At 74.7% G+C, this 23,409-nt stretch carries 22 protein-coding genes; 7 read left to right on the top strand and 15 right to left on the bottom strand.

The annotated features are described in order from the left end of the window. Positions 1-54: 54 nt before the first annotated feature. The 3 genes from O7598_RS11215 to O7598_RS11205 all read left to right on the top strand — a co-directional run bounded on the left by O7598_RS11215 (position 55) and on the right by O7598_RS11205 (position 3,078). A complete protein-coding gene (locus tag O7598_RS11215) occupies positions 55-1,065 on the top strand; it encodes an AraC family transcriptional regulator (RefSeq protein WP_269691262.1) in 1,011 nt (336 codons plus the stop codon). Next, on the top strand, positions 1,062-2,030 hold the full coding sequence (locus O7598_RS11210) for an AraC family transcriptional regulator (RefSeq protein ID WP_269691261.1): 969 nt from the start codon (positions 1,062-1,064) through the stop codon (positions 2,028-2,030). Before O7598_RS11215 ends, O7598_RS11210 begins: the two co-directional genes overlap by 4 nt. An 82-nt stretch (positions 2,031-2,112) precedes the next feature. Further along, positions 2,113-3,078 carry a helix-turn-helix transcriptional regulator gene (locus O7598_RS11205; RefSeq protein ID WP_269691260.1) on the top strand — a complete coding sequence of 322 codons (966 nt, stop codon included), beginning with the start codon at positions 2,113-2,115 and terminating at the stop codon, positions 3,076-3,078. Between the two features lie 4 nt (positions 3,079-3,082). On the opposite strand, the gene O7598_RS11200 is transcribed toward O7598_RS11205, so the two are convergent. The 6 genes from O7598_RS11200 to O7598_RS11175 form a co-directional block, all read right to left on the bottom strand. Further along, entirely contained in the window at positions 3,083-4,003 is a 921-nt protein-coding gene (locus tag O7598_RS11200) for a siderophore-interacting protein (RefSeq protein ID WP_269691259.1), read from the bottom strand. A gap of 17 nt (positions 4,004-4,020) precedes the next feature. Continuing rightward, a complete protein-coding gene (locus O7598_RS11195; protein WP_269691258.1) occupies positions 4,021-6,114 on the bottom strand; it encodes an iron ABC transporter permease in 2,094 nt (697 codons plus the stop codon). Positions 6,115-6,119: 5 nt separating this feature from the next. Further along, a complete protein-coding gene (locus tag O7598_RS11190; protein WP_269691257.1) occupies positions 6,120-7,106 on the bottom strand; it encodes an ABC transporter substrate-binding protein in 987 nt (328 codons plus the stop codon). A 17-nt stretch (positions 7,107-7,123) separates the two neighbouring features. Then, the gene (locus tag O7598_RS11185; protein ID WP_269694836.1) at positions 7,124-7,924 is read right to left on the bottom strand and encodes an ABC transporter ATP-binding protein; all 801 of its coding nucleotides are present in this window, start codon (positions 7,922-7,924) and stop codon (positions 7,124-7,126) included. Positions 7,925-8,102: 178 nt separating this feature from the next. Further along, positions 8,103-8,603, bottom strand: a complete 501-nt coding sequence (locus O7598_RS11180; RefSeq protein ID WP_269691256.1) for an HIT family protein — start codon at positions 8,601-8,603, stop codon at positions 8,103-8,105. 464 nt (positions 8,604-9,067) lie between these two features. Further along, positions 9,068-10,681 (bottom strand): cellulose binding domain-containing protein, encoded by a 1,614-nt coding sequence (locus O7598_RS11175; protein WP_269691255.1) that lies wholly within the window; start codon positions 10,679-10,681, stop codon positions 9,068-9,070. A 358-nt stretch (positions 10,682-11,039) separates the two neighbouring features. On the opposite strand from O7598_RS11175, the gene O7598_RS11170 reads away from it, so the two are divergent. After that, the gene (locus O7598_RS11170; protein WP_269691254.1) at positions 11,040-11,903 is read left to right on the top strand and encodes a hypothetical protein; all 864 of its coding nucleotides are present in this window, start codon (positions 11,040-11,042) and stop codon (positions 11,901-11,903) included. Between the two features lie 63 nt (positions 11,904-11,966). Here O7598_RS11170 and O7598_RS11165 read toward each other — a convergent pair whose 3' ends face one another. Further along, positions 11,967-12,437 carry a hemerythrin domain-containing protein gene (locus O7598_RS11165; protein ID WP_269691253.1) on the bottom strand — a complete coding sequence of 157 codons (471 nt, stop codon included), beginning with the start codon at positions 12,435-12,437 and terminating at the stop codon, positions 11,967-11,969. A gap of 234 nt (positions 12,438-12,671) precedes the next feature. On the opposite strand from O7598_RS11165, the gene O7598_RS11160 reads away from it, so the two are divergent. Next, positions 12,672-13,820, top strand: a complete 1,149-nt coding sequence (locus O7598_RS11160; protein ID WP_269691252.1) for a serine hydrolase domain-containing protein — start codon at positions 12,672-12,674, stop codon at positions 13,818-13,820. A 35-nt stretch (positions 13,821-13,855) separates the two neighbouring features. Here O7598_RS11160 and O7598_RS11155 read toward each other — a convergent pair whose 3' ends face one another. The 4 genes from O7598_RS11155 to O7598_RS11140 all read right to left on the bottom strand — a co-directional run bounded on the left by O7598_RS11155 (position 13,856) and on the right by O7598_RS11140 (position 17,516). Further along, positions 13,856-14,518, bottom strand: a complete 663-nt coding sequence (locus O7598_RS11155; RefSeq protein WP_269691251.1) for a response regulator — start codon at positions 14,516-14,518, stop codon at positions 13,856-13,858. Further along, positions 14,506-15,720, bottom strand: a complete 1,215-nt coding sequence (locus tag O7598_RS11150; RefSeq protein ID WP_269691250.1) for a sensor histidine kinase — start codon at positions 15,718-15,720, stop codon at positions 14,506-14,508. The genes O7598_RS11155 and O7598_RS11150 overlap by 13 nt, the downstream gene beginning before the upstream one ends. A gap of 114 nt (positions 15,721-15,834) precedes the next feature. Next, positions 15,835-16,512, bottom strand: a complete 678-nt coding sequence (locus O7598_RS11145) for an ABC transporter ATP-binding protein (RefSeq protein WP_269691249.1) — start codon at positions 16,510-16,512, stop codon at positions 15,835-15,837. Then, on the bottom strand, positions 16,509-17,516 hold the full coding sequence (locus tag O7598_RS11140; protein WP_269691248.1) for an ABC transporter permease: 1,008 nt from the start codon (positions 17,514-17,516) through the stop codon (positions 16,509-16,511). Before O7598_RS11140 ends, O7598_RS11145 begins: the two co-directional genes overlap by 4 nt. 221 nt (positions 17,517-17,737) lie before the next feature. On the opposite strand from O7598_RS11140, the gene O7598_RS11135 reads away from it, so the two are divergent. Both O7598_RS11135 and O7598_RS11130 read left to right on the top strand, forming a co-directional pair. Then, positions 17,738-18,943: a sensor histidine kinase gene (locus O7598_RS11135; RefSeq protein WP_269691247.1), complete on the top strand. Its 1,206-nt coding sequence runs from the start codon at positions 17,738-17,740 to the stop codon at positions 18,941-18,943. Continuing rightward, positions 18,940-19,575 carry a response regulator gene (locus O7598_RS11130; RefSeq protein ID WP_269691246.1) on the top strand — a complete coding sequence of 212 codons (636 nt, stop codon included), beginning with the start codon at positions 18,940-18,942 and terminating at the stop codon, positions 19,573-19,575. The genes O7598_RS11135 and O7598_RS11130 overlap by 4 nt, the downstream gene beginning before the upstream one ends. Positions 19,576-19,599: 24 nt before the next feature. On the opposite strand, the gene O7598_RS11125 is transcribed toward O7598_RS11130, so the two are convergent. The 4 genes from O7598_RS11125 to O7598_RS11110 all read right to left on the bottom strand — a co-directional run bounded on the left by O7598_RS11125 (position 19,600) and on the right by O7598_RS11110 (position 23,348). Continuing rightward, the gene (locus tag O7598_RS11125) at positions 19,600-20,427 is read right to left on the bottom strand and encodes an ABC transporter permease subunit (RefSeq protein ID WP_269691245.1); all 828 of its coding nucleotides are present in this window, start codon (positions 20,425-20,427) and stop codon (positions 19,600-19,602) included. Next, positions 20,424-21,344 carry an ATP-binding cassette domain-containing protein gene (locus O7598_RS11120; protein WP_269691244.1) on the bottom strand — a complete coding sequence of 307 codons (921 nt, stop codon included), beginning with the start codon at positions 21,342-21,344 and terminating at the stop codon, positions 20,424-20,426. The genes O7598_RS11125 and O7598_RS11120 overlap by 4 nt, the downstream gene beginning before the upstream one ends. 91 nt (positions 21,345-21,435) lie before the next feature. Further along, entirely contained in the window at positions 21,436-22,113 is a 678-nt protein-coding gene (locus tag O7598_RS11115) for a response regulator transcription factor (RefSeq protein WP_269694835.1), read from the bottom strand. A gap of 53 nt (positions 22,114-22,166) precedes the next feature. Continuing rightward, positions 22,167-23,348, bottom strand: coding sequence for a sensor histidine kinase (locus O7598_RS11110; protein ID WP_269691243.1), 1,182 nt, complete (start codon positions 23,346-23,348; stop codon positions 22,167-22,169). Positions 23,349-23,409 lie beyond the last annotated feature (61 nt).

Here is a 23,409-nt window from a genome sequence, read left to right as displayed (position 1 = left end):
TAGCCCGTTCATCCGAGCGGACGAACCCCGGATCAGCTCATCGGGAGGTGAGGCGTGAACCAGCTACGCACGGCCCTCGGGACCGGGCGGGTAGCTCGCGACACCGTCGAGACGACGGATCCCGAACACGCCCACCACCTCATCGCGGGCAGGTACGGCGAGCACCGGGCCCGCGTCTCCGGGCGCATCGACCGCTTCCACTACCGGCGACACCGGATGACCGTGGACGAACTGGAAATCGACGAAATCTTCTACACAATGGACACCCGTGCGGACACCCCGCCCTACCCCGGCTTCGCGGCGGTGACCGTGACGAGCGGTCGGTCCGCCCTGCACACCAGGAACGAAGAGCTGCGTCTGGTGCCCGGCACGACCGGCCGGTATCCGAACGAGGCCGCCAGCCTGGCCTCCTCCGGTCTGGCGGCCTCGGTCGTCCGGCTCCCCATGTCGCGAATCGTGGAGGTGGCCGCCACCCGGACCGGCCTGCCCGCCGCCGCCTTCCGGTTCACCGCGCTCGCACCGCTGTCGCCCACGATGGCGGCGCTGTGGCGGTCGACGGCGGCGTTCCTGCGAGCCCAGCTCACCGACGACACCGTGGCGGGCAGCCCACTGGCCCGCGCCGGGCTGGTCGACCTGGCCGCCGCCACCGCCGTGTCGGTGTTCCCCAACACCACGATGGCGGTGCCCTATCTGCCCGGAGCGCCGGGCGTACCCCCCGCGCTGGTGCGCCGCGCCGCCGACTACATCGAGGCGCACGCCGCCCAGCCGTTGACGGTGGCGCAGATCGCCGCGGCCTGCGGGGTCGGGCCGCGCGCGTTGCAGGTCGCGTTCCAGCGGCACCACGAGCAGAGCCCGATGGCGTTCCTGCGTGCGGTCCGACTGCGCCGCGCGCACCGGGACCTGACGCGCGCCCGGCCGGGGCAGACGGTCGCGCAGACGGCCCGCCGCTGGGGCTGGGCCCACGCCGGGCGGTTCGCGCAGGCCTACCGCGAGGCGTACGGCTGCCACCCCGGCGACACGCTGCGCAAGGCGGGCGTGGCGACCCCGGCGGAGCGGAACCGGTGACGGACCACCCGCCGGTACGGCGGACCGAACTGTCCACCCGCGACCCGGACGTCGCCCGCGAGGCCATCGCCGAGGTGTGCGGCGAGCACCGGCCGCACCTGCGCGGCAGCCGACGCGACTTCCAGTTCGCGATGCGGGTGGTGCAGGCCGCCCCGCTCGCCCTGCACCAGGCCTGCCACTCCATGGACGCGTGGGTCGAGGCCGGCCCGTACACCGATTTCATGGCCGTGCACGTCGTTCGTGGCAGGTGCCGGTTCGTCGACCGCGACGAGGAGTTGCTGGTCGCCGCCGGCGGGGTCGGCCGTTACCCGCCGCGCCGGTCCGTGCTGCACTGGACCGACGTGGTCGGCACCACGGTCCGGTTGCCGCTGGAGCAGGTGGCGCGGTTCGCGGCCCGGCGAATGGAATCGCCCCCGCAGGCCTTCCGCTTCCTCGGCCTCGCGCCGGTGTCACCGGCCATGGCCCGCACCTGGGCGCACCTGTCCACGTTCCTCACCCGGATGTCCGTCACCTCCGCCGACGGACTCGACCAACCACTGCTGCGAGCATCCCTGGTCGACCTGGTGGCGACCACCGCGCTCGCGGTGTTCCCGAACACCACCATGACCGCCGACTACGTGCCGGAGCCCCGCCGGGTGGCGCCGTCGGTGGTCCGCCGCGCGCAGGCCTACCTGGAGGAGCATGCCGCCGAGCCGGTTACCGTCGCGCAGGTCGCCGCCGCCTGCGGCGTCGGCCCGCGGGGCCTTCAGGCCGCGTTCCAACGGCAGGTCGGCCACAGCCCGCTGACCTACCTGCGCCGAGTCCGGCTCGCCCGCGCCCACCACGACCTGACCACCGCCGACCCGGCCAGCGGTCAGACGGTCGCCGCGATCGCCCGCCGCTGGGGGTGGACCAGCGGCGGCCGCTTCGCCGCCGCCTATCGGGAGACGTACGGCAGGCCACCCAGCGAGACACTGCGGCGGTGACCGGACAACAAGTCCGTCGGCGACGGGTCGCGGACCCGATCCTTCCCGAATGGGTCGCCGCCGTACGGGAGAAGGACAGCCGATGACCACCGGAACAGGCGCCGTGCCGGTGCGACGACACGAGGTGGTCACCTGCGATCCGGAGGTCGCTTGCCAGGCCATCCTCGCGCTGACCAAGCATCGGGTGGTCCTCGGCAGGCCCCGCCCCGGCTTCCGGTTCGCGCTCCGGACCAGGCAGGCCGGTCCGCTCGGTCTCGACCGGATGGCGCACTCGATGGAGGCCCGCTCGCTGACCGGGCCGTACGCCGACTTCATGGCCGTGCACGTGGTGCGGGGTCGGCTCGGGCTCGCCGCCGGCCGGACGGAGGTGCGGACGCCACCGGGCGGCGTCCGCACCTCCGCGCCCGTCCCGTCCTGGGTGTCCTGGACCGACCTGGGCGGCATGGTCGTCCGGCTGCCGACCGAACGGGTGGCGCTGGTCGCTGCCGTTCGGGCGGAGGCCGGTCCGCAGACCTTCCGGTTCCTGGGGTTCGCGCCGGTGTCGACCGCGATGGTTCAGGCCTGGGTACGGCTGTCGTCGTTCCTGCACGAGTTGTCCGACGACGCCATGGCGCAGCCGCTGGTGCAGGCGTCCCTGGTCGACCTGGCGGCGGCCACCGCGCTCGCGGTGTTCCCCAACACCACCATGACGGTCGACTACCTGCCGCAGCCGAGCCGGGTCGCGCCGCCCGTCGTCCGCCGCGCCCAGGCATACCTCGACGAGCATGCCGCCGAGCCGGTCACCGTCGCGCAGGTCGCCGCCGCCTGCGGCGTCGGGGCCCGCGCGTTGCAGGCGGCGTTCCACCGGCACGTCGGTCACAGTCCGCTGACCTACCTGCGCCGGGTCCGGCTCGCGCGCGCACACCGGGACCTGGTCACCGCCGAGCCCGGCGGGGAGGAGACGGTCGCCGCGATCGCCCGCCGCTGGGGCTGGGCCAGCCCCGGCCGCTTCGCCGCCGCCTACCGGCAGACGTACGGCCGGTCACCCGGTGAGACGCTGCGGGGGTGAGCGGTCAGCACTCGGCCCGGCCGGCCCGCCAGTACCCCATGAACGCCACCGCCCGCCGGTCGAGCCCTCGGTCGGTGACCAGGTGCCGGCGCAGGCCCCGGATCACCGCCGCCTCGCCGGCCAGCCAGGCGTAGAGCGCCGCCCCGTCGGGCCGCTCCGGCACCTCCCACAGGATCTCCTGGTCGACGTCCACCTCGGCCGGCGGCGGGTTGGACGACGGCGCCCGAGCCGGCGGCTCCACCGGGGCGGGCAGCAGCCGCGCGGCGAGTTCCGTCACGGCCGGGGTGAGGCGGCTGCCGTGCGGGGCGCCGGCCCGGGGCAGCCAGGTCACGGTGATGCCGGCCGGCACCCGGCACGGCAGCACGTCGCCCGCCTCCGGCACCTCCACGAGGGCGTGGCCGTGCGCGCCGGCGGGCAGCCGGTCCAGGATCGCGCAGATCGCCGGCGCGGCGGTCTCGTCGCCGGCCAGCAGCAGCGTCGCCCCGGCCGGCGGCCGGAACTCGACGCCGCCGTGCGGCCCGGACCAGCCCGCGTCCGGGCCGACCAGCGCGAGCCGGTCACCGGGGCGGGCCCGCCGCGCCCACCGGGTCGCCGGGCCGCCGTCGCCGTGCAGCGCCAGGTCCACGTCCACCTCGTACGCCTCCGGTCGGGCCGCCCGGACCGTGTAGGTGCGGATCGGGCTGCGCCGCTCCGCCGGCAGGACCCGCCAGCGCTGGTACCAGTCCGGACCGTCGGGCAACTCCACCGGCACGCCCTCGGCCACCGGCAACGCCAGCTTGATCCGCTGGTCGTACCCGTTGTCGGCGAACCGGTCCAGGTCCGCCCCGGTGAACGTGACCCGCAGGAACGACGGGCCGAGCCGGCGCAACGCGCGCACCTCGACGGTGAAGACACGCCACGGCGCGACGGCCACGGTGCTGGTCATGTGACGTCCTTTCGATGTCATCGGTGGGCGGCGCGGGAGCGCCACAGCAGCCAGACGAAGTAGGGGGTGCCGATCAACGCGGTGACCAGACCGGCCGGGACCTGCGCGGGCGCGATGACGGTGCGCCCGAGCGTGTCGGCGAGGCTGACCAGCGTGGCGCCGAGCAGCACCGCGACCGGCAGCACCCGGGTGTGCCGTCCGCCGACCAGCGCCCGCGCGGCGTGCGGCGCGACCAGGCCGACGAACCCGATGACCCCGACCGCGGAGACGGCGGTGGCGGTGAGCAGCGCCGCCAGGCCGAGCGCGACCAACCGGGCGCGCTCCAACCGGACGCCGAGCACCCGGGGCGTGTCGTCGTCCAGGGCGAGCAGGTCCAGTTCCCGGCGTACCGCGGCGACCACCGGCACGGCGGTCAGCAGCGCGAGCGCCACCGGCAGCACCTGCGGCGCGGTGCGCCCGTAGGTGGAGCCGGACAGCCAGGTCAGCGCCTTGCCGGTGTTCCACGGGTCGGAGGAGACGACGATGAACGTGATCACCGCGGCGCCGCCCTGCCAGACCGCGAAGCCGATCAGCACGAGCCGGTCGGAGTTGAGCCCACGCCGCCGGGCCAGCCCGTAGACAAGCGTGAACGCGGCGACCGCGCCGAGACCGGCCGCGCCGGAGAGCGCGAGCACCCCGGCCGTCGGGGCGAACGTCAGCAGCGACACCGCGCCGATCCCGGCGCCGCCGGTGATGCCGAGGATGCCCGGCTCCGCGAGCGGGTTGCGGCACACCGCCTGCACGGTGGTGCCGGCCAGGGCGAGGGCGGCGCCGGCCAGCAGCGCCGCCGCGACGCGCGGCCAGCGCGCGTCCAGCACGAAGGTGTACGCCGGCCCGGTGCGCCCCTGCACCCAGTTGACGACGTCGCCGAGCAGGACCATCGTGTCGCCGGCGAGCATGCCGAGGACCAGCGCCCCGACGGTCGCCACCGCGCAGGCGGCGACGACTGCGGTGTGGAAGGCGCGGGAGCGTACGGCCGCGTGGCCACCCGGCGGCTGCCGGGTGGGGCCGGCGTCGCGGTGCCGGCGGGCCAGCCAGACCAGCAGGACCGCGCCGAAGAGCGTGGTGACCACGCCGGTCGGCACGTCCACGCCGGCCTGCCCGCCGAGCACGGCCCGCAGCAGCACGTCGGAGCCGAGCACGATGACCACGCCGACCAGGCCGGACAGCGGCAGCAGCACCCGGTGCCGGTGCACCTCCGGCACCCAGCGGCCGAGCAGCCGGACGATCACCGGCGCGCCCAGCCCGACGAAGCCGATCGGCCCGGCCAGGGTGACCGCGGCGGCGGAGAGCAGCACCGCGAGCAGCACCACGGCGAGCCGGGTCCGGCGCACGTCCAGCCCCAGCACGGTGGCGGTGTCGTCGCCGAGGGCGAGCAGGTCGAGCCGGTGCCCGAGCGCGACGAGCACCAGCGCGGCGACCGCGATCACCGGGGCGAGCTGGGTGAACGCGACCAGGTCGCCCTGCACGAGCGAGCCGTTGCCCCAGGCGAACAGCCCGATGGTGGCCTGTTCGAAGAGGAGCAGGAGCAGCATGGTGAGCGAGGCGAGCGCCATCGCGGTGGCCGAGCCGGCGAGGATCAGCCGGGTGGTCGCGGCCTGACCGCCGGCGGACAGCAGCATCACCAGGCCGGCCGCGGCGAGCCCGCCGCAGAACGCGAGCCCGCCGGCGGGCAGCGCGGGCAGCGCGATCCCGAACGCGGCGGTGGCCACGATCGCCAGGTGCGCACCGGCGTTGACGGCGAGCGTGTCCGGCGAGGCGAGCGGGTTGCGGGTGGTCGACTGGAGGGCCGCCCCGGCGAAGCCGAGCGCGACGCCGACGGCCAGGCCGGTGAGCAGTCGCGGCAGCCGGGAGGCGACAAGCACCCGGGCGGTCTCGTCGTCGGCGCCGGTGAGCAGCCGGAGCAGGTCCGTCGCCCCGACCGACGAGGTGCCCTGGGTGAGGTGCACCGCGGTGATCGCCACGGCCAGCGCGGCGGCGAGCAGGAACGCGACGGCAACCCGGCGACGGGCGGGGGGTGGCCCGACCGGGGCCGGCCGGGTGGCCGGCTCCGGTCGGACGGTGGCGATCATCGGGCTCAGGCCGTGTAGACGGCGACGAGCTGGTCGACGTACTGCTTCGCGGAGAGGGTGCCGCCGAACGTCCAGATGCCGTTGGGCATCTTGTGCAGCTTGTTCTGCTGCACGAACGGCAGCGACCGCCAGATCGCGTTGCCGGCGAGGCCGTCGGCGAAGACGTCCTGCCCGTCCGAGGCGTTGTAGAAGAAGTGCAGGTCCTGGCCCTTGAGGACGGTCAGCCCTTCGACGTCGGTCTGGCCGAGGCCCCACATCGCGTCGGTAGTGCCGGTCCAGGCGTTCTTCAGGCCGAGCTGGATGCCGAGCTGCGAGACGAGCGCGCCCTGGCCGAACATCCGGATCGACACCGTGCTGCCCTCCTTCCACCCGTCGGCGAAGGCGAACTGCCGGCCGGCCGCGCCGGCGTCGGCGATCTTCTTGCGGCCGTCGGCGAGCGCGGCGTCGAAGTCGGCGAGCAGCTTCTCCGCCTGCGCGGTGCGCCCGGTCGCGGTGGCGATCATGGTGAGGTCGGACCGCATCCGGCCGAGGTTGTCGGCCGCGTCGCTGCCCTTGGTGACCAGCACCGGGACGTACTTCTCCAGCTGGGTGACGATGGCCGCGCCGCGCTCGGCCTCCATCACCACCAGGTCCGGTTGGAGCGCCACGACGGCGTCGACGCTCGGCTCGCCCCGGGTGCCGACGTCCTTGACGCCCGCATCGAGCGGCGCGGCGGTGACCCAGGTGGCGTAGCCCTTGGGGTCGGCCACGCCGACCGGCATCACGCCGAGGCCGACGAGCATCTCGACCTCGCCCCACTCCAGGCCGACGACCTTGGTGGCCGGGTTCTTCAGGGTGATCGCCTTGCCGCGGCTGTCGGTGACGGTGACCGGGCCGGTGGCCGCCGAGGTGGAGGTGGAGGGGGCGGCGGTGGGCGCCTCGGTGGTGCCGCAGCCGGCGACCAGCAGCGCGGTCGCCGCGGCGACCAGCAGGGTGATTCGGGTACGCGTCATCGGTTTCTCTTCTGTAGTCAGGACTTGGTGTGCTTGCCCACGGGGCGGGTGGAGAGCAGGCCGGTGACCGGGTCCACGGTCACCTCGACCCGGATGCCGTACGCCTCGGTGAGCGCCGCCTCGGTGAACACCTCGCGCGGGGTGCCGGTGCCGCGCACCCGCCCCTCGTGCAGGAGCACCACCTCGTCGGCGACGGCGGCGGCCTGGTTGAGGTCGTGCAGCACCACGCCGACGGCGACGTCGGCGGTGTCGGCGAGGTCCCGCACCAGGTCGAGGATCTCCACCTGGTAGCGCAGGTCGAGGAACGTGGTGGGCTCGTCCAGCAGCAGCACGGCGGTGTCCTGGGCGAGGCAGGTGGCCAGCCAGACCCGTTGGAGTTCGCCGCCGGACAGCTCGTCGACCGGCCGGGCTGCCATGGTGTCGACGCCGGTCACCGCCATCGCCCGGTCGATCGCCGCCGGCCCGTCCGGGTCGCCGGCCCGCCACCGCTGCCGGTACGGGTGCCGGCCGTAGCCGACCACGTCCCGGACGGTGACCCCGCTGGGGGTGGGACGGCTCTGCGCCAGCAACGTGACCCGGCGGGCGAAGTCGCGGGCGGACAGCGCTCGGGCCGGCGTGCCGTCGGCGAGCACGATCTCGCCGTGCTCCAGCGGGTGCAGGCGGGCCAGCCCGCGCAGCAGCGTCGACTTGCCGCTGCCGTTCGGGCCGACCAGCGCGGTCACCGCCGCCGGTCGCAGCGTGATGTCGGCGTCGTGCACCACGGTGGTCCCGTGGTAGCCCAGCCGCATCGCACTGCCCCGCAGGCCGTCGGCCCGCATCGTTCCGCTCATCACAAAGGTTAGGCTAACCTAACCAGCGATCACGCTGTCAAGCGCCTCGGGATCTTCACTGTGGGTTACCGCGCCGAAGAAGTGTTCGCTTTTCAGCGGCATGCCTCTCGGTCATATTTATGCCTCAGCGGTATGACGCCGAGAAGTGATGCCTTCTCCGGTCCCGTCACGCTCCGTGCGCGAGCGCCGTCCGGATGCGCGCGCCGAGCGCCGCGAGGTGGTCCGGGGACTGCGGCACCACGCCGTGCTCGGCCATCAACGCGTGGTACTGCTGCCGCTCGTACGGCACCCCCGGTGGCAGCGGCGCGACGTGCCAGTGCACGTGCGCGTTGCCCTGCGCGCTGCCGAGCGACAGCAGGTAGGTGCGCTCCGGCCGGACCACCTCCGCGACGGCGCGGGCGACCCGGTGCACCACCGCCTGGAGATCCAGGTACTCCCCCGGCGTCAACCCGCCGACCACGTCCTCGACGTGCCGGCGCGGCGCCACCAACGTGGAGCCGACCACTGTGGGATACCGGTTGAGGAACGCGACGTGCGCGCCGTCGTCGTAGACCGGCTCGTGGGCGAAGTCGGGCTCACCGTCGAGGTAGGCACAGACGAAACACCGCCCGGATCGCGCCCGCCGCTCGTAGGCCACCGGGTCCCACGGCTCCCGCGCGCCAGCCATCCCCCGCAGACCCTCAGGGCTGCTCGTCGTCCGCGCCGCGTGGTTGGTTCGGCCGGTACCGCCTGATCCAGGTTTCCACGTCCGCGCGGTCCCACACCCGCACCTTGCCGCTTGCCACACGCCACCGAGCATGTCCGCGATGTCGGAGAGGGCCACGAGTCTCACAACCCCGACGGTAAGTACGTAGCACGTGCCCACGTTGCCACTTTCAACCTTCACGGTGTGCACGTTGCAGGGAAAGCTGATGGGGAACACCAAGAGCGGTCCGGGTGTCTGATCGGGTGCCGGAGCTGGCGAAACGGATCGTCCGGCGCCTCCCTGCGCTGGGCCCGGGACCGCCTCCGAGCCCGCCGACTCCCCGACGACCGGCGCCGATCTTGCGATTGCGGCCCTTGACTCGTACCTCTTGTCGGGTTTGTGGGGGCAGCAACCGCAAGATCGACGACGCGGCCGGGCGGGCGGACCTACAGGGAGACCACGCGGCCGCCGAGGGTGACCGTCAGGCGGCCGTCGGAGGCGAAGGACCAGCCGAGGGCGCCCGCGTAGGTGGCACAGCGGGAGCCGTTGGCGCCGGACCAGAACTGGTTCGAGCCGTCCACGTTGCCGACCGTCTTGTCGTTCGACCCGCTGCCGCTGCGGCAGGACGTGTTGTTGCGGAAGACCGAGGTGCCGGCGTCGAACGAGAAGTTGCGCTCGGTGTTGTCGATGCTCAGGTTGTTGGAGATCGTCATGGTGCCGGGGTTCCGGTTGTAGGTGAAGCCGTGCTTGCCGTTGCGGTAGGCGATGGTGCGCCGGACGGTGTGGTTGACCGCGATGTCCTCGCCGCCGAGCTTGAAGCCGTTGCGGTCGCCGTTGCCGGCCTGGCCGCCGTTGCTCAGCGTGCCGTTGTTGTAGGCGAGGGAGTCCTCGATGGTCACCGCGCCGATCGCACCGGTGTCGGTCTTGGTGTAGAGGTCCCAACCGTCGTCGATGTTGTGGTGCGACACGGCGTACCGGAAGACGTTGCCGCCGCCGACGGTGAGTTTGGCGGCGAACCCGTCGGCGTCCTCGCCGTCCGAGTCGGCGTTGTCGTGCGACTCGACGCTGACCATGAGGTTGTTCGCGGGCCACTGGTCACGTGGGGTGCTGGACGCGATGCGGGACAGTTGCAGGCCGGTGTCGCGGTTGAACCGGGTCACCGTCCGCTCGATGATGTTGTTGCTGCCGCCGACGAAGATGCCGTTGTCGCCGGCGCGCTCGACCACGATCCCCCGCACGTGCCACCAGGACGCGTTGAGCGCGAGCCCTCGGTTCGCCGGGTCCTCACCCATCGCGGAGAAGTTGAGGATCGGCGTCTCGCCCGGGTAGGCGTACAGATTCTTGCGGGCGCTCGCGGTGCCGTTGTTGCCGGCGGCGACGGTGACGGTCTGGGCCAGGCTGTAGGTGCCGCCGCGCAGGTAGACGGTGCCGCCCGCGCCGACCCGGGTGATCGCCGCGGCGATCGTGGTGGGGTTCGCCTGGGTGCCGGCCGCGCCGGCGGTGCCGTTCGGCGCGGCGTACACCGCTCCGCTCGTCGGCGGCGGGGTCGTCGGCGACGGCGGCGGGGTGGTGGGCGACGGCGGCGGGGTCGTCGGCCCGGGCGGCGGGGTGAGGGTCCCACCGGGGTCGGTGGGGACGGCGCCGCCGCAGAGGACGCCGTTGACCGCGAACGAGGACGGCTTGGAGTTGTTGCTGTTGTTCCAGGCGCCGTTGAAGCCGAACGAGGTGCTCGCGTTGGTGCCGAGGCTGCCGTTGTAGCTGACGTTGGCGGCCCGCACCGACGCGCCGGTCTGGGTGATGTCGGCGCCCCAGGCCTGGCTGACGGTCTGGCCGTCGTTGAAGTTCCAGGTGACGGTCCAGCCGTTCAGCGGATCGCCGAGATTGGTGAGGTTGACGTTGGCGGTGAAGCCGCCGGACCACTGCGCGGTGACCGCGTAGTCGACCCGGCAACCGGCGGCCGCCTGGGCGGCGGTCGCGCCGAGGGCGAGGCCGGAGGCGGCGAGCGTCGCGGCCGCGCCAGCGGCCGTCCACAGCACCGTGCGGCGCTTGCGGTTGAACATGGAGTTCTCCTGCGGGTGGTGGTTCGGTGCCGCGCCGGGAATCGGCACCGATGCCCGGTCGGTGCCGCCGGCGGGCCTTCCCTGCCCCGGACGTCCGTCCTCGACGGACCTGTCACGCCTCCCGCGCAGAAAGCGCTTCCAGGCGCAGGCTACTGACGTAGGTCGATGCGGTCAATCGGATCACCGGGCGCTGAACGATCCGGCTCCGTCGCCCGTATCAATACCCGACAGGGAGATCGTCCGGAACCGCGATGCCGGAGCGGGCACGACACGATCCCTGCGTCTCACTTCGCACCGCGGAGCGGTGGCGCGGCACGCATGCCGCGCCGGCCCTCCAGGTCAACCAAAGGAGAGGTGCATGGCCAGGGGTACGCGCAACAACGCGGTCCTGAAACTCGGTGGGGTGGGCGTCCTCGCGGCGCTCCTGTTCGCCGGCGGGCTGCAACTGGCGTCCGCCGACACCAACGGCGGCGGAGCCGCCTCGGCCGCGCAGACCGTGAACTGCCCGACCGTACGCGACAAGCTGCCCGCCGTGCCGGCGGCGGCGAACGCGCAGGTCGAACGAGAACTGGCCAACCTGGACGAGGAGATCGCCCGGCAGAACGAGCGGCTGGCCCGGCTCGCCGTGAAGCCCGAGGGTGGGCCGAACTTCGTCAACAACGCCATCCTCGGCCCGCTGAAGAACAAGCGCACCGCCGTGCTCGACCGGATCGAGATCGCCTTCAACCGGATCGGCGCGCAGCGCCCGAACCTGGACGCGCTGGCCACCTGCGGGCTCAACGCCGCCGGCGTGCCCAGCGCCGTCAACGGCGGCGCCGCCCAGGGCGGTGCGAACGGCGGCGCGCAGAACGGCGGGGGCCAGAACGGCGGCGCGCAGAACGGTGGCGGCCAGAACGGCGCCGGTCAGAACGGTGGGGCGGCGGTCGGGCAGGCCCGCACCGTGAACTGCCCCGGCGTACAGCTCCCCGCCGTGCCGGCGGCGGCCGCCGGTCAGGTGCAGGCCGAGCTGGCCAACCTGGACAAGCAGATCGCCGAGGCGAACGCCCGCCTGGCCCGGCTGGCGGTCCGGCCCGAGGGTGGGCCGGCCTTCATCGACAACGCGATCCTCGGTCCGCTGAAGGACAAGCGGGGCGCCGCGCTCGACCGGATCGAGATCGCCTTCAACCGGGTCGGCGCGCAGCGCCCCAACCTGGACGCGCTGGCCGCCTGCGGCCTGAACTGACGTGTCAGGCGGGGCCCCTTCCTATCGTCCAGGCGATAGGAAGGGGCCCCGCCTGACCGCGCATCACAGTGGACCCAGCACCACGGCCGGATCGGCGTCCAGCGCCAGCGTCTCCAGCACGGTGAGCAGTTGGCGCTCCTCGTACCGGAAGTGCGACTCCATGATCGCCGCCACGCCCTCCAGGTGCCGGCCCAGCTCGGCGGGCGGGGCGTCCCGGGCCACCGCGGCGGACAGCGCGCCCAACAGGTGCCCGATCATCGAGTGGTCCTGCCGCAGGCGGGACAGGGTGTCACGCAGTTCCGGGTGCTCGGCCGCGATCGCCGGAAAGAGGCCCCGGTCCTCGCCCTCGTGGTGCGCGGTGAGCGCGGCGCAGAACCCGTGACAGAACAGCAGCAGGTCACGGGTCGCCGGCCCGGCAGCCTCGCCGCCGGCCAGCGCCTCCCGGGTCACCCGTAGCGCCTCGCGCAGCCGTTCGTGGACACCGCGCAACTCTCGACTCCAGGCCACCAGCCTGGTCTGCTCGCCGTCACGCATCTGGTGACGGCGAAGGGACGACGGTGGTCATCGTCGTGCTCCCTTACGGTCCGACGCCTCCATGCCTGACACGGTCTGCCACCGGCACGCGACGCTGCCCCGACCCTACCGGCTGACGTGCCGTAGGTCGGTAGCGCCTGCGGTACCCGAACCGGCCAGCAGGCGGGATTCCGGACCGGAGCCCGCCGATCGAGGCTGGAAGCCGTACCGCAACCGCGAGGATGAGGAGCCCCGATGACACAGCGAAACCTGGCCGCCGGCGCGCTGGCCGTGCTGACCGCCACCGCTCTCGGCGTGCCCGCCGCGTCCGCCCGGGCCGACCGGTCCGACGTGGTCCAGCAACACCTCGACCGCCTGGTCTCCGAGCAGCGCTTCCCCGGAGCGCTGGCCTCCGTCCGCGACGCCGGCGGCCGGGTCCACGACCAGACCGCCGGGGTCGGCGACCTGCGGACCGGCCGGGGCGTGCCGACCGACGGCCGGGTGCGGATCGGCAGCAACACCAAGACCTTCACCGCCGTGGTCGTCCTCCAGCTCGTCGGCGAGGGCCGCATCGACCTGGACGCCACCGTCGAGCGCTACCTGCCCGGCATGGTGCGCGGCCACGGAAACGACGGGCGTCGGATCACGGTACGCCAGTTGCTCCAGCAGACCAGCGGCCTGCCCGACTACGACGACGTGCTGTTCACCGAGCCACAGGACCTGGTGGACCGCGCGCACGCGTACCTGGAACCGCGCCGGCTGGTGGACGCGGCGCTGACCCGGCCTCGGCGGTTCGCCCCGGGCACGAGGTGGGAGTACAGCAACACCAACTACGTCCTGGCCGGGCTGATCGTCGAGCGGGTCACCGAGCGTCCGGTCGGTGAGGAGATCACCCGGCGGATCATCGAGCCGCTGCGGCTGCGCCACACCTCCTGGCCCGGCGTCGGCGACCAGCGCCTCCCCGGCCGGCACCCGCAGGGGTACGTGGCGGTCGCGCCGGGCGCGCCGTGGGTCGACGTGACCGAGATGGACCCGTCGCTGGGCTGGTCCGCCGGCCAGCTGATCTCGACGCCGGGTGACCTGCGCACGTTCTTCGAGGCGCTGCTGGCCGGGCGGCTGCTGAAGCCGGCGCAGCAGGCCGCCATGCTGCGGACTGTTCCGGCACCGGAGTTCGAGCCCGGCGGCGTCTGGGCGTACGGCCTGGGCGTCGCCCGGCACGACCTGCCGTGCGGCGGTCACGCCTGGGGGCACGGCGGCGACATCCAGGGCTTCGAGACGCGCAACCTGGCCACCACCGACGGGCGCAGCGCCGTGGTGGCGGTGACCGGGCTTCCCACGTCACTGGCGATGGCCGAGGCCGTCTCGGACAGCGTCGACGCGGCGCTCTGCGCGCCCGCCCGCTGACCGCTCGCCGAAACGCCGGCGCGCCGCCCGACTCCTCAGGCGGTGCGCCGGCCGTCGTTCAGGTAACGCAGCACGGCGGTGACCCGGCGGTCGGCGCGGTCGTCCGGCGGCAGGTGCAGCTTGGCGAAGATGTTGCGGATGTGCTTGTGCACCGCGCCCTCGGTGACGAACAGCCGCTCGGCGATCGCGGTGTTGCCGAGCCCCTCCGCCATCAGCGCCAGCACCTCGTGCTCGCGCGGCGACATCTGGGCCAGCGCGTCGTCCGGCCGGCGGTTGCGGGCGAGCAACTGCCCGACCACCTCCGGGTCGATCACGCTGCCGCCGGCCGCGACGCGGTGCAGCGCGCCGAGGAACTCCTCGACCCGACCGACCCGCTCCTTGAGCAGGTAGCCGAGCCCGGTCGCGCCGACCGAGAACAGCTCCGTGGCGAACGCCTGCTCGACGTACGCGGAGAGCACCAGCACCGCGAGGCCCGGCCGGCGGCGGCGGGCCTCGACCGCGGCGACGATCCCCTCGTCGGTGTGGGTCGGCGGCATCCGCACGTCCACGATCGCCACGTCGGGCCCGTGCGCGTCCACCGCGGCCAGGAACTCGGCAGGGTCGCCGGCGGTGGCCACCACGTCCAGGTCCTCGGCCCGCAGCAGCAGCGCCAACCCCTCGCGCAGCAGCGCGTCGTCCTCGGCGATCACGATCCGCATGGCAGCTCCACGTACATCCTCGTCGGTCCTCCGGTGGGACTGGTCACTGTCATCCGGCCGTCGTACGCCTCGACCCGCCGCCGGATGCCGGTCAGGCCGGAGCCGCGCGCCTCGTCCGCGCCGCCGTGCCCGTCGTCGACGACGGTCACCAGCAGCCGGTCCCGGTCCCGGCGCACCGCGACGTCGACCGCGTCGGCGCCGCTGTGCCGGGCCGCGTTGGTCAGCGCCTCGGCCACCACGAAGTAGGCGGTGGCCTCCACCGCGACCGCGCACCGCACCGGCACGTCCACGGTGAGCCGGCACGGCACCGGGGAACCGCCGGCCAGGCCGGCGAGCGCCCCGGCGAGCCCGCGGTCGTCGAGCACCGGTGGCAGGATGCCGCGCACCACGGTACGCAGCTCGCCGAGCGCCTGCTCGGCCGCGTGCTGCGCCCGTTCGAGGATCTCGTCGGCCCGGCCCGGGTCCCGTCGCAGGGCCCGCCGCGCGGCGCCCAGCAGCACGTTCACCGCGACCAGCCGGTTCTGGGTGCCGTCGTGCAGCGACCGTTCGATGCGACGCAGCTCCACCGCGTGCGCGTCCAGCGCCGCGGCCCGGGTGGCGGTGAGCTGGGCGACCCGCAGCGACAGGTCGACCCCGGGCGGCGGGCTGAGCAGCCACCGGCCCGGCCAGGCCTGGACGCGCGCCAGTGCCGGGCCGGCACCGACCACGACGGCCAGCCATCCGACGCCGAGCAGCCCGACCGCGAGCGCGTCGGGCAGCCCGTCGACCCGCCACCAGACGACGCCGGGTGCGGCATCGGGCGGCACCAGCCGGAACCACAGCGGGAAGGTGAGGTCCTGCACGGCGTAGAGCGGAAGCGCGAGACCGATCAGCCCGGTGCCGAAGCCCAGCACCGCGTGCAGCGTCACCCAGCCGAGCTCGCGTCGGACCACCGGGTCGCGCAGCGCGGCGCGCCCGTCGACCGGCGCCGGCCCGACCTCGGGGACCGGCCCGCCCCAGCGGGACAACCGGGCGCGTTCCCGGTCGGCGACCGAGCGCAGCACGCTCAGCGCCCCGGGCGCCAGCAGCAGGCCGACGCCGACCAGGCAGGCGGCCGCCACGGCGAGCACCCAGATCAGCGCGCCCAACGCCAGCAGCGCGGTGCCCAGCCCGCCGACCAGGTGCTCCAACGCGTCCACGGAGGTGCGGACCCGCCTGCGCACGTACCCCAAAATCGGCCCACCCCCGGCGCCACGATAGGTCACCGGGGGCGTCGCCGGCAGCGCCGGCGGCGAAGAGTACAGCCTGCTGTACGTCGGTAGCGCAGCCTGCTGGTCTCAGGCCACGGCGTGCAGGCGGCCGTCGCGCATCTCGACGGTGCGGTCGGCGGCGGCGGCGAGGTGGTCGCGGTCGTGGGTGACCAGCACCGTGGCGGTGCCCCGCTCGCGGGTGAGCCGGCCGATCAGGTCGACGACGGCGGCGCCCCGCTCGTGGTCGAGCGCGCTGGTCGGCTCGTCGACCAGCAGGACCACCGGGTCGTTCATCAGCGCGCGGGCGATGTTGACCCGCTGGCGCTGCCCGCCGGAGAGCTGGTGGGGGCGGCGGCCGGCCTGGGCGGCGAGCCCGACCGCGTCGAGCAGCTCCCGCGCCCGGTCGGCGGCCCGGGTCGGCGACCGGCCGTCCAGGGTGGCCATCACCTGGAGCTGTTCGGCCGCGGTCAGCGACGGCAGCAGGTGGGGTTGTTGGAAGACGATGCCGATCGCGCGCCGGCGCAGGGCGGCGAGCGCGCCGCGGCTCATCCCCGCGGTGGCGGCGCCGTCGACGTCGACCGCGCCGGCGTCCGGGGTGACGAGCGTGGCGGCGACCGCGAGCAGGCTGGACTTGCCGGAGCCGGACGGGCCGACGACGGCGGTCAGGTCGCCCTTGGCGACCGACAGCGTCACGTGGTCGAGCGCGGTCAGCCGGGTCTCGCCGTCCGGGTAGGTGAGGGTGACGTCGGTCAGGTCGAGACTCATCGGGCGCTCCCCAGGGCGGTCAGCGGGTCGACGGCGGTGATGCGGCGCACCGACAGGGCGGCGCCGAGCATGCCGAGCAGGATCGTCACCGCGGCCGGGCCGGCGACGGTGGCGGGTGTCAGCACGAACGGCACGTCCGAGCCGGCGACGAGCGCGCCGAGTCCGGCGGCCAGGCCGGTGCCGAGCGCGGTGCCGCCGACCAGCAGGACACCGGCCTGCCCGAGCGCGTCGGTGAGCAGCGCGGCGGTGGAGGCGCCGAGCGCCTTCAGGACCGCCACGTCGCCGCTGCGCTGGATCGTCCACACCGTGAAGAAGGCGCCGATGACGAGGGCGGAGATGGCGAACAGGAAGCCGCGCATGAGCTGGAGCGAGCCGTTCTCGGAGCGGTAGGAGCCGATCCCGGCCAGCGAGTCGCCGGTGCGGACGGTCCGGGTGCCGGCGGCGCGGTCGGCGGCGGCGACGTCCAGGCCGGGTCCGGTGCGCAGCGCGATCACGGTGGCGGTGTCCGCGCCGGCGTCGCCGGTCCGCCGCCACGTGTCGAGGCTGGCCCACACCACCGGGGTGTGGCTGTAGGAGGCGTCCCCGCGTACCGCCGCGACGGTCAGCTCCCGGCCGGCCACGGCGATGCGGTCGCCGGCGCGCAGGCCGAGGTCGGTGGCGGCGGTGGTGGACAGCACCGCCGTGTCGTCGGCGAGGTCGCCGGGGGCGAGGCGGGAGCCGGGCCGGACGCCGAACACGGAGACCGCGGCGCTCCGGGCGCCGGCGGTGACCCGGGTGGTGCCGATGCCGAGCGGCTCGGCGGCGGTGACGCCGGGCGTGCCGGCCCAGCGCTGCCACTGCCGCTGCGTGACGGTCGAGTCGGCGTACGACGGCTGCGGGCTGCCGAAGGCGATCCGGTCGGCGGGCAGGCCGGTGATCGCGGAGGTGTTCTGCCGGCCCAGCCCGGCGGTCAGGCCGGACAGCAGGCCGACCAGCAGGGTGATCAGCACGATGACGGTTCCCATCAGGGCGAACCGCCCCTTGGCGAACCTCAGGTCTCTCCAGGCCACGAACACGTGTCGACCGGTCCTTTCCACGGCGGTTGGGGTCGCTGTCCACGGTCGCCGCCGGTGGGTGGGTCGGGCATCCGGCGACGGACGGCACTTCCCGGGCGGAACGGCGGCAGCCCGGTTACACCTTTCGACAGAGGCCGGCTGACCTGCGCCTCCTCTAGGCTGGGAGGGCCGTGACCACCACCGTTCCCGCCCTCACCTCCACCGCCCGCGTGCTGGCCTGGTGCCTGCACCTGCTGGTGGGCGTGCTGTTCGCCCTCGCCGGCCTGCGGGCCGTCGCCACCGGGCAGCCGCACGCGACGGTGATCGCCGCGTTGGCGGCGGCGGGCCTGTCGACGTACGCGGCCGGGGCGTTCCTGCCCGGCGTCCGCCGCTCCCGCCGGGTGGCCGGCTGGTGGCTGGCGGCGGTCGGCGCCTCGTGGCTGGCGCTGACCGCGCTCACCGTCGACGGGCTGTGGCTCGCCTTCCCGCTCTACCTGCTGCAACTACACCTGCTCCCCCGGCGCGCCGGCCTGGTCGCCGTCACGGCCACCGCCGCGGCGGCGGTGGCCGCCTTCGCCGCGCACCGCGGCACGGTCAGCGTGGCCGGCACGATCGGGCCGGTGCTCGGCGCCGCGGTCGCGGTGGCCGTGGTCCGCGGCTACCAGGCGCTCCACCAGGAGAACGAACGCCGCCGGCGGCTGATCGAGGAGCTGACCGCCACCCGCGCCGACCTGGCCCGGGCGCAGCACGAGGCCGGCGTGGCGGCGGAACGCGAGCGCCTGGCCGCCGAGATCCACGACACGCTGGCGCAGGGCCTGACCAGCATCCAGTTGCTGCTGCGCGCCGCCGGCCGGGTGCTGCCGGACCGCCCGGACACCGCCGCCCGCCACGTCGAGCAGGCCCGGCAGGCGGCGGCGGACAACCTCGCCGAGGCCCGACGTTTCGTGGCCGCGCTCACCCCACCGGCGCTGGACGACACCACGCTGGCCGGGGCGTTGGAGCGCCTGTGCGCGACCACCGGCGCCCGGCACCGCCTCACCGCCCGGTTCACGGTCACCGGCTGCCCGGTCCCGCTGCCCACCGCGTCCGAGGTGGCGTTGCTGCGCGTCGCCCAGGCGGCGCTGGCGAACACCGTCCGCCACGCCCGCGCCACCACGGTCGAGGTGACGCTCGGCTACCGCGCGGACCGGGTCACCCTGGACGTGGTCGACGACGGCGCCGGCTTCGATCCCGAACGGCTGCCCGAACCCGGGCCCGACGGCGGCGGCTTCGGTCTCGCGGCCATGCGCGCCCGCACCCGCGCGCTGGGCGGTGGCCTGACCGTCGCCGCCGCACCCGGGCGCGGCGCCACCGTCTCGGCCCGGCTCCCCCGCACCCCGAGCGGCGGTCGTCCGTGACCGGCCCGCCGATCCGGCTGCTGCTCGCCGACGACCATCCGGTCGTGCGGGCCGGGCTGCGCGCGGTGCTGGAGACCGAACCCGGTCTGGTCGTGGTGGCCGAGGCCGCCACCGCCGAGGACGCGGTGGCCCGCGCCGCCGCCGGGGACGTCGACGTGGTGCTGATGGACCTGCGGTTCGGCAGCGGCATGACCGGGGTGGCGGCCACCGCCGCCATCACCGCCCGGCCGCACGCGCCCCGGGTGCTGATCGTCACCACCTACGACTCGGACGCCGACACGCTGCCCGCGATCGAGGCCGGCGCGACCGGCTACCTGCTCAAGGACGCCTCCCCGGACGAGTTGGCCGCCGCCGTACGCACCGCCGCCGCCGGCCGCACCGCGCTCGCCCCGGCCGTCGCGGACCGGCTGATGAACCGGCTGCGCACACCGGACACCGCGCTGACCCGGCGGGAGACGGAGGTGCTCGGACTGGTCGCGGACGGGCTGTCCAACCAGGCCATCGGCCGGCGGCTGCACCTGACCGAGGGCACCGTCAAGTCGCACCTGTCGCGCATCTACACCAAGCTGCGCGTCGACTCCCGGACCGCAGCTGTCGCCGCCGCCACCGACCTCGGCGTCATCCGCCGCTGACCGGTCGCGCGGACGCGCGACCGGTCAGGCGTCCCGGCGGCGCAGCCGCAGCAGCGCGGCGCCGAGCAGGGCGAGCAGCCAGGCGCCGAGAACGGCCGCGCCGGCGCCCGGGGAGAGCAGGTCGGGGTTGGTGCCGAGGCTCATCACGGCCTGCCCGGCGTTCGACGGCAGGTACGGCGAGATCCACTCCGACCAGCTCTGCGGCAGCAGCGACACCACGCCGGGTACGACCAGCAGCAGCGCGACGACGCTTGTCAACGCGCCGGCGGTGCTGCGCAGCAGCGAGCCGAGCGCCGTGCCGAGCACGCCGACCGCCGCGAGGTAGCCGGCCGTGCCGAACACCGCACGCGGCACGCCGGAGTCCGCGAGGGAGATGCCCTGATCGCCCAGGATCGCCTGGCCGCCGAGAAAGGTGAGCAGTGCGGCGGGCACCAGCACGGCCAGGGACACGCCGGCCAGCACGATGGCCTTCGCGGCGAGCACCGGCCAGCGGGCGGGCACCGCGGCCAGCGAGGTGCGGATCATGCCGGTGGAGTATTCGCCGGCGGTCAGCAGCACGCCGAGCGTGCCGATGAGCAGTTGGGCAAGGTTGACGCCGCCGAGGCTGGCCCCGAGCGGGTCGAGCGACGAGGGCCCGCCGGGTGGCGCCGGGGTGCCGGGCTCGATCGTGGCGTCGGCCAGGAACGCCGAGAAGCCGAGCCCGAGTGCGCCGAACACCACCACGGTGGCGGCCAGCAGGATCAGTGACGACCGCAGCGAGCGGAACTTGATCCACTCGGCGCGGACAACCCGAGGGCCGGTGATCCGGGCGTCCGTCGGGACGGTGGTGGCGGGTGGGGCCGCGGCGGTCATCGGGACGCTCCTTCGGTGGCGCCGGCGTACTCGACGGCGTCGCGGGTCATGGTCATGAACGCCTCTTCCAGGGACGTCTCGGTGGCGGTCAGCTCGTGCAGGGCGAGTCCGGCGGCAGCGGCACGGTCGCCGATCGTGTCGGGGCGCAACCCGACGACCTCCAGCACACCCGCCTCGACGCCGGTGATGGTCACGTCCGGCCCGGCCAGGAGGTCGCGCAGCGCGGTGGCCTGGGGTGAGCGCACCCGTACGGTGTTCCGGGAGGCGCGGCGGGTGAACTCGGCGAGCGGCACGTCGGCGATCAGCCGGCCCCGGCCGACCACGACCAGGTGCTCGGCGGTCTGGGCCATCTCGCTCATCAGATGCGAGGAGACGAAGACCGTCCGGCCCTCGGCGGCGAGGCCCCTGAGCAGACCGCGGATCCATCGGATGCCGTCGGGGTCCAGGCCGTTGACCGGCTCGTCGAGCATCACCACCGCCGGGTCGCCGAGCAGCGCGGCGGCGATGCCCAGGCGCTGGCCCATGCCGAGGGAGAACCCTCCGGCGCGACGGCCGGCCACCTCCCGCAACCCGACCAGGTCGATCACCTCGTCGACGCGGCGGCGGCCGATGCCGTGGGTGGCGGCCACGGCGAGCAGGTGGTTGCGGGCGGACCGGCCGGTGTGCACCGCCTTGGCCTCCAGCAGCGCACCGACCTGACGCAGCGGGTCTCGGTGCTCGGCGTAGCGGCGACCGTTGACCCGGACGCTCCCGGACGTCGGTGCGTCCAGGCCGATGATCATCCGCATGGTGGTGGACTTGCCCGCGCCGTTGGGGCCGAGGAAACCGGTCACCACGCCGGGCCGGACGGTGAAGGTCAGGGCGTCGACGGCGAGCTTGTCGCCGTAGCGTTTGCTCAGGTCGTTGGCTTCGATCATGTGCTCAACCCTGGCCCGCGTACCCTGCCCGGCGCGTCGGCCGGACGCGGACACCTGCGCGTACCGCGCCGGCGGTACGCGGGCGGCCCCGCTACCGCGGCGGCGGGTCGGCCCGGACCAGCCCGCTCTGGTAGGCGAGCACCACCAACTGGGCCCGGTCCCGGGCCCCGAGCTTGGCCATCGCACGGTTGACGTGGGTCTTGGCGGTCAGTGGGGAGACCACCAGCCGCTGGGCGATCTGCTCGTTGCTGAGCCCGGTGGCGACCAGCGCGACCACCTCACGTTCCCGCTCGGTGAGCACCCGTAACCGCTCCGGGGTGGCCCCGGGCCGCGGGTCGGGCTGGGCCAGGAACCGGGCGATCAGCCCTCGGGTGGCCTTCGGCGACAGCAGGGCCTCCCCGACCGCGACGGTGCGGATGGCGTCCAGCAGCTCCACCGGCTCCACGCCCTTGCCCAGGAAGCCGCTGGCGCCGGCGCGCAGCGCCTCGAAGACGTACTCGTCGACCTCGAACGTGGTCAGGATCAACACCTTGACGCCGGCCAGGTCGTCGTCGGCGGTGATCTCCCGGGTGGCGGCCAGGCCGTCGAGGTCGGGCATCCGGATGTCCATCAGCACCACGTCGGCGCGGGTGGCGCGGGCCCGCTCGACCGCCTCCCGCCCGGTCGCGGCCTCGCCCACCACGAGCAGGTCCGGCGCCGAGTCGATGAGCGCGCGGAAGCCGGCCCGGATGAGGGTCTGGTCGTCGGCGAGCAGCACCCGGACGGTCATGCCGAGCCGACCGGGCATGCCCTCACGGCCCTCGCTCCGCTCGGTGCGTTCGCTCATGCCGCCTCCTGCGGGGTCGGGGCGGGCAGCTCCGCGCGGACCAGGAACCCGCCACCGGGCCGGCGGCCGGCGTGCAACGCGCCCCCGACCGCCTCGGCGCGCTCCCGCATGCCGAGCAGGCCGAGGCCGGTGCCGGGCTCGTCAGGGCCGCTCGGGCCGGGCCCGTCGTCGCGGATCTCCACCACCACCCCGGTGGCGGTGTAGGCCACGCCGACGAGGACGGTCGCACCGGGCGCGTGGCGGTGGGCGTTGGTCAGCGACTCCTGGATGATCCGGTACGCCGCCACGTCGACCGCGCTCGGCAGCGGCCGGGGTCGCCCGGTCAGGGTCCAACGCACCGGCTGGCCGGCCGCGAAGCCGTCGACGAGGGCGTCGAGGCGACTCAGTCCGGGCGCCGGCTCGGTCGGCGCGTCCGGCTCGTCCCGGCGCAGCAGGCCGAGCAGCGTGGCCAGCTCGTCCAGCACGGTGCGGGCGGCGGACCGGACGTGCGCGAGGGCCTCCTCGGCGGCGACGGGCCGTTCCCGCAGCAGGTGCCCGGCCACGCCGGCCTGCACGTTGATGAGCGCGATGTGGTGGGCCACCACGTCGTGCAGCTCCCGGGCGATCCGCAGGCGCTCCTCCGCGACCCGGCGGCGGGCCTCCTCCTCCCGGGTCCGCTCGGCCCGACGCGCCCGCTCCTCCAGCACGGCCACGTAGGCGCGCCGGCTGCGGACCGCGTCGCCGGCCGCCACCGCGACGCCGAACCAGAGCAGCAGGACCACGACCGCGGGGTCCCACCAGCCCACGCCGAGCGCGGCGACCGCGCACCCGCCGAGCACCAGACCGCTCGCGGCGCCGGCCGCGACCGCGGTGCGCCGGTCGGTCCGGGCCGCCACCGTGTACGCGGCCAGCGCCACGGTCAGCACGAACGGACCGCGCGCCTGCTGCACGAGCAGCGCGGTCGCCGCCACGACGGTCACCAGGGCGAGGACCGCCAGCGGGTACCGGCGCCTGAGCGCCAGCGCGGCGGAGCCGACCAGCGCGAGCAGCACCGCGCCGACGGTCAGCGGATCACGTGGGGGCCCGCCGGGCGGGTTCACCGGCAGCAGACTGGCCACGAAGAGCAGGGCGGCCAGCAGGGCGTCGACCCCGGTCGGGTATTCCCGGGCCACCCGACGCCACCGTTGCAGGCGTCCCATGCCGTCACCGTACGGCACCGGCCGCGCGGTGGAGCGGGTGACGCGGGACGGTACGGCACCC

This window comes from Micromonospora sp. WMMC241 (genome assembly GCF_027460165.1).
Taxonomy (GTDB): domain Bacteria; phylum Actinomycetota; class Actinomycetes; order Mycobacteriales; family Micromonosporaceae; genus Micromonospora; species Micromonospora humi.
This window is presented reverse-complemented; position numbering and strand designations above follow the sequence as displayed.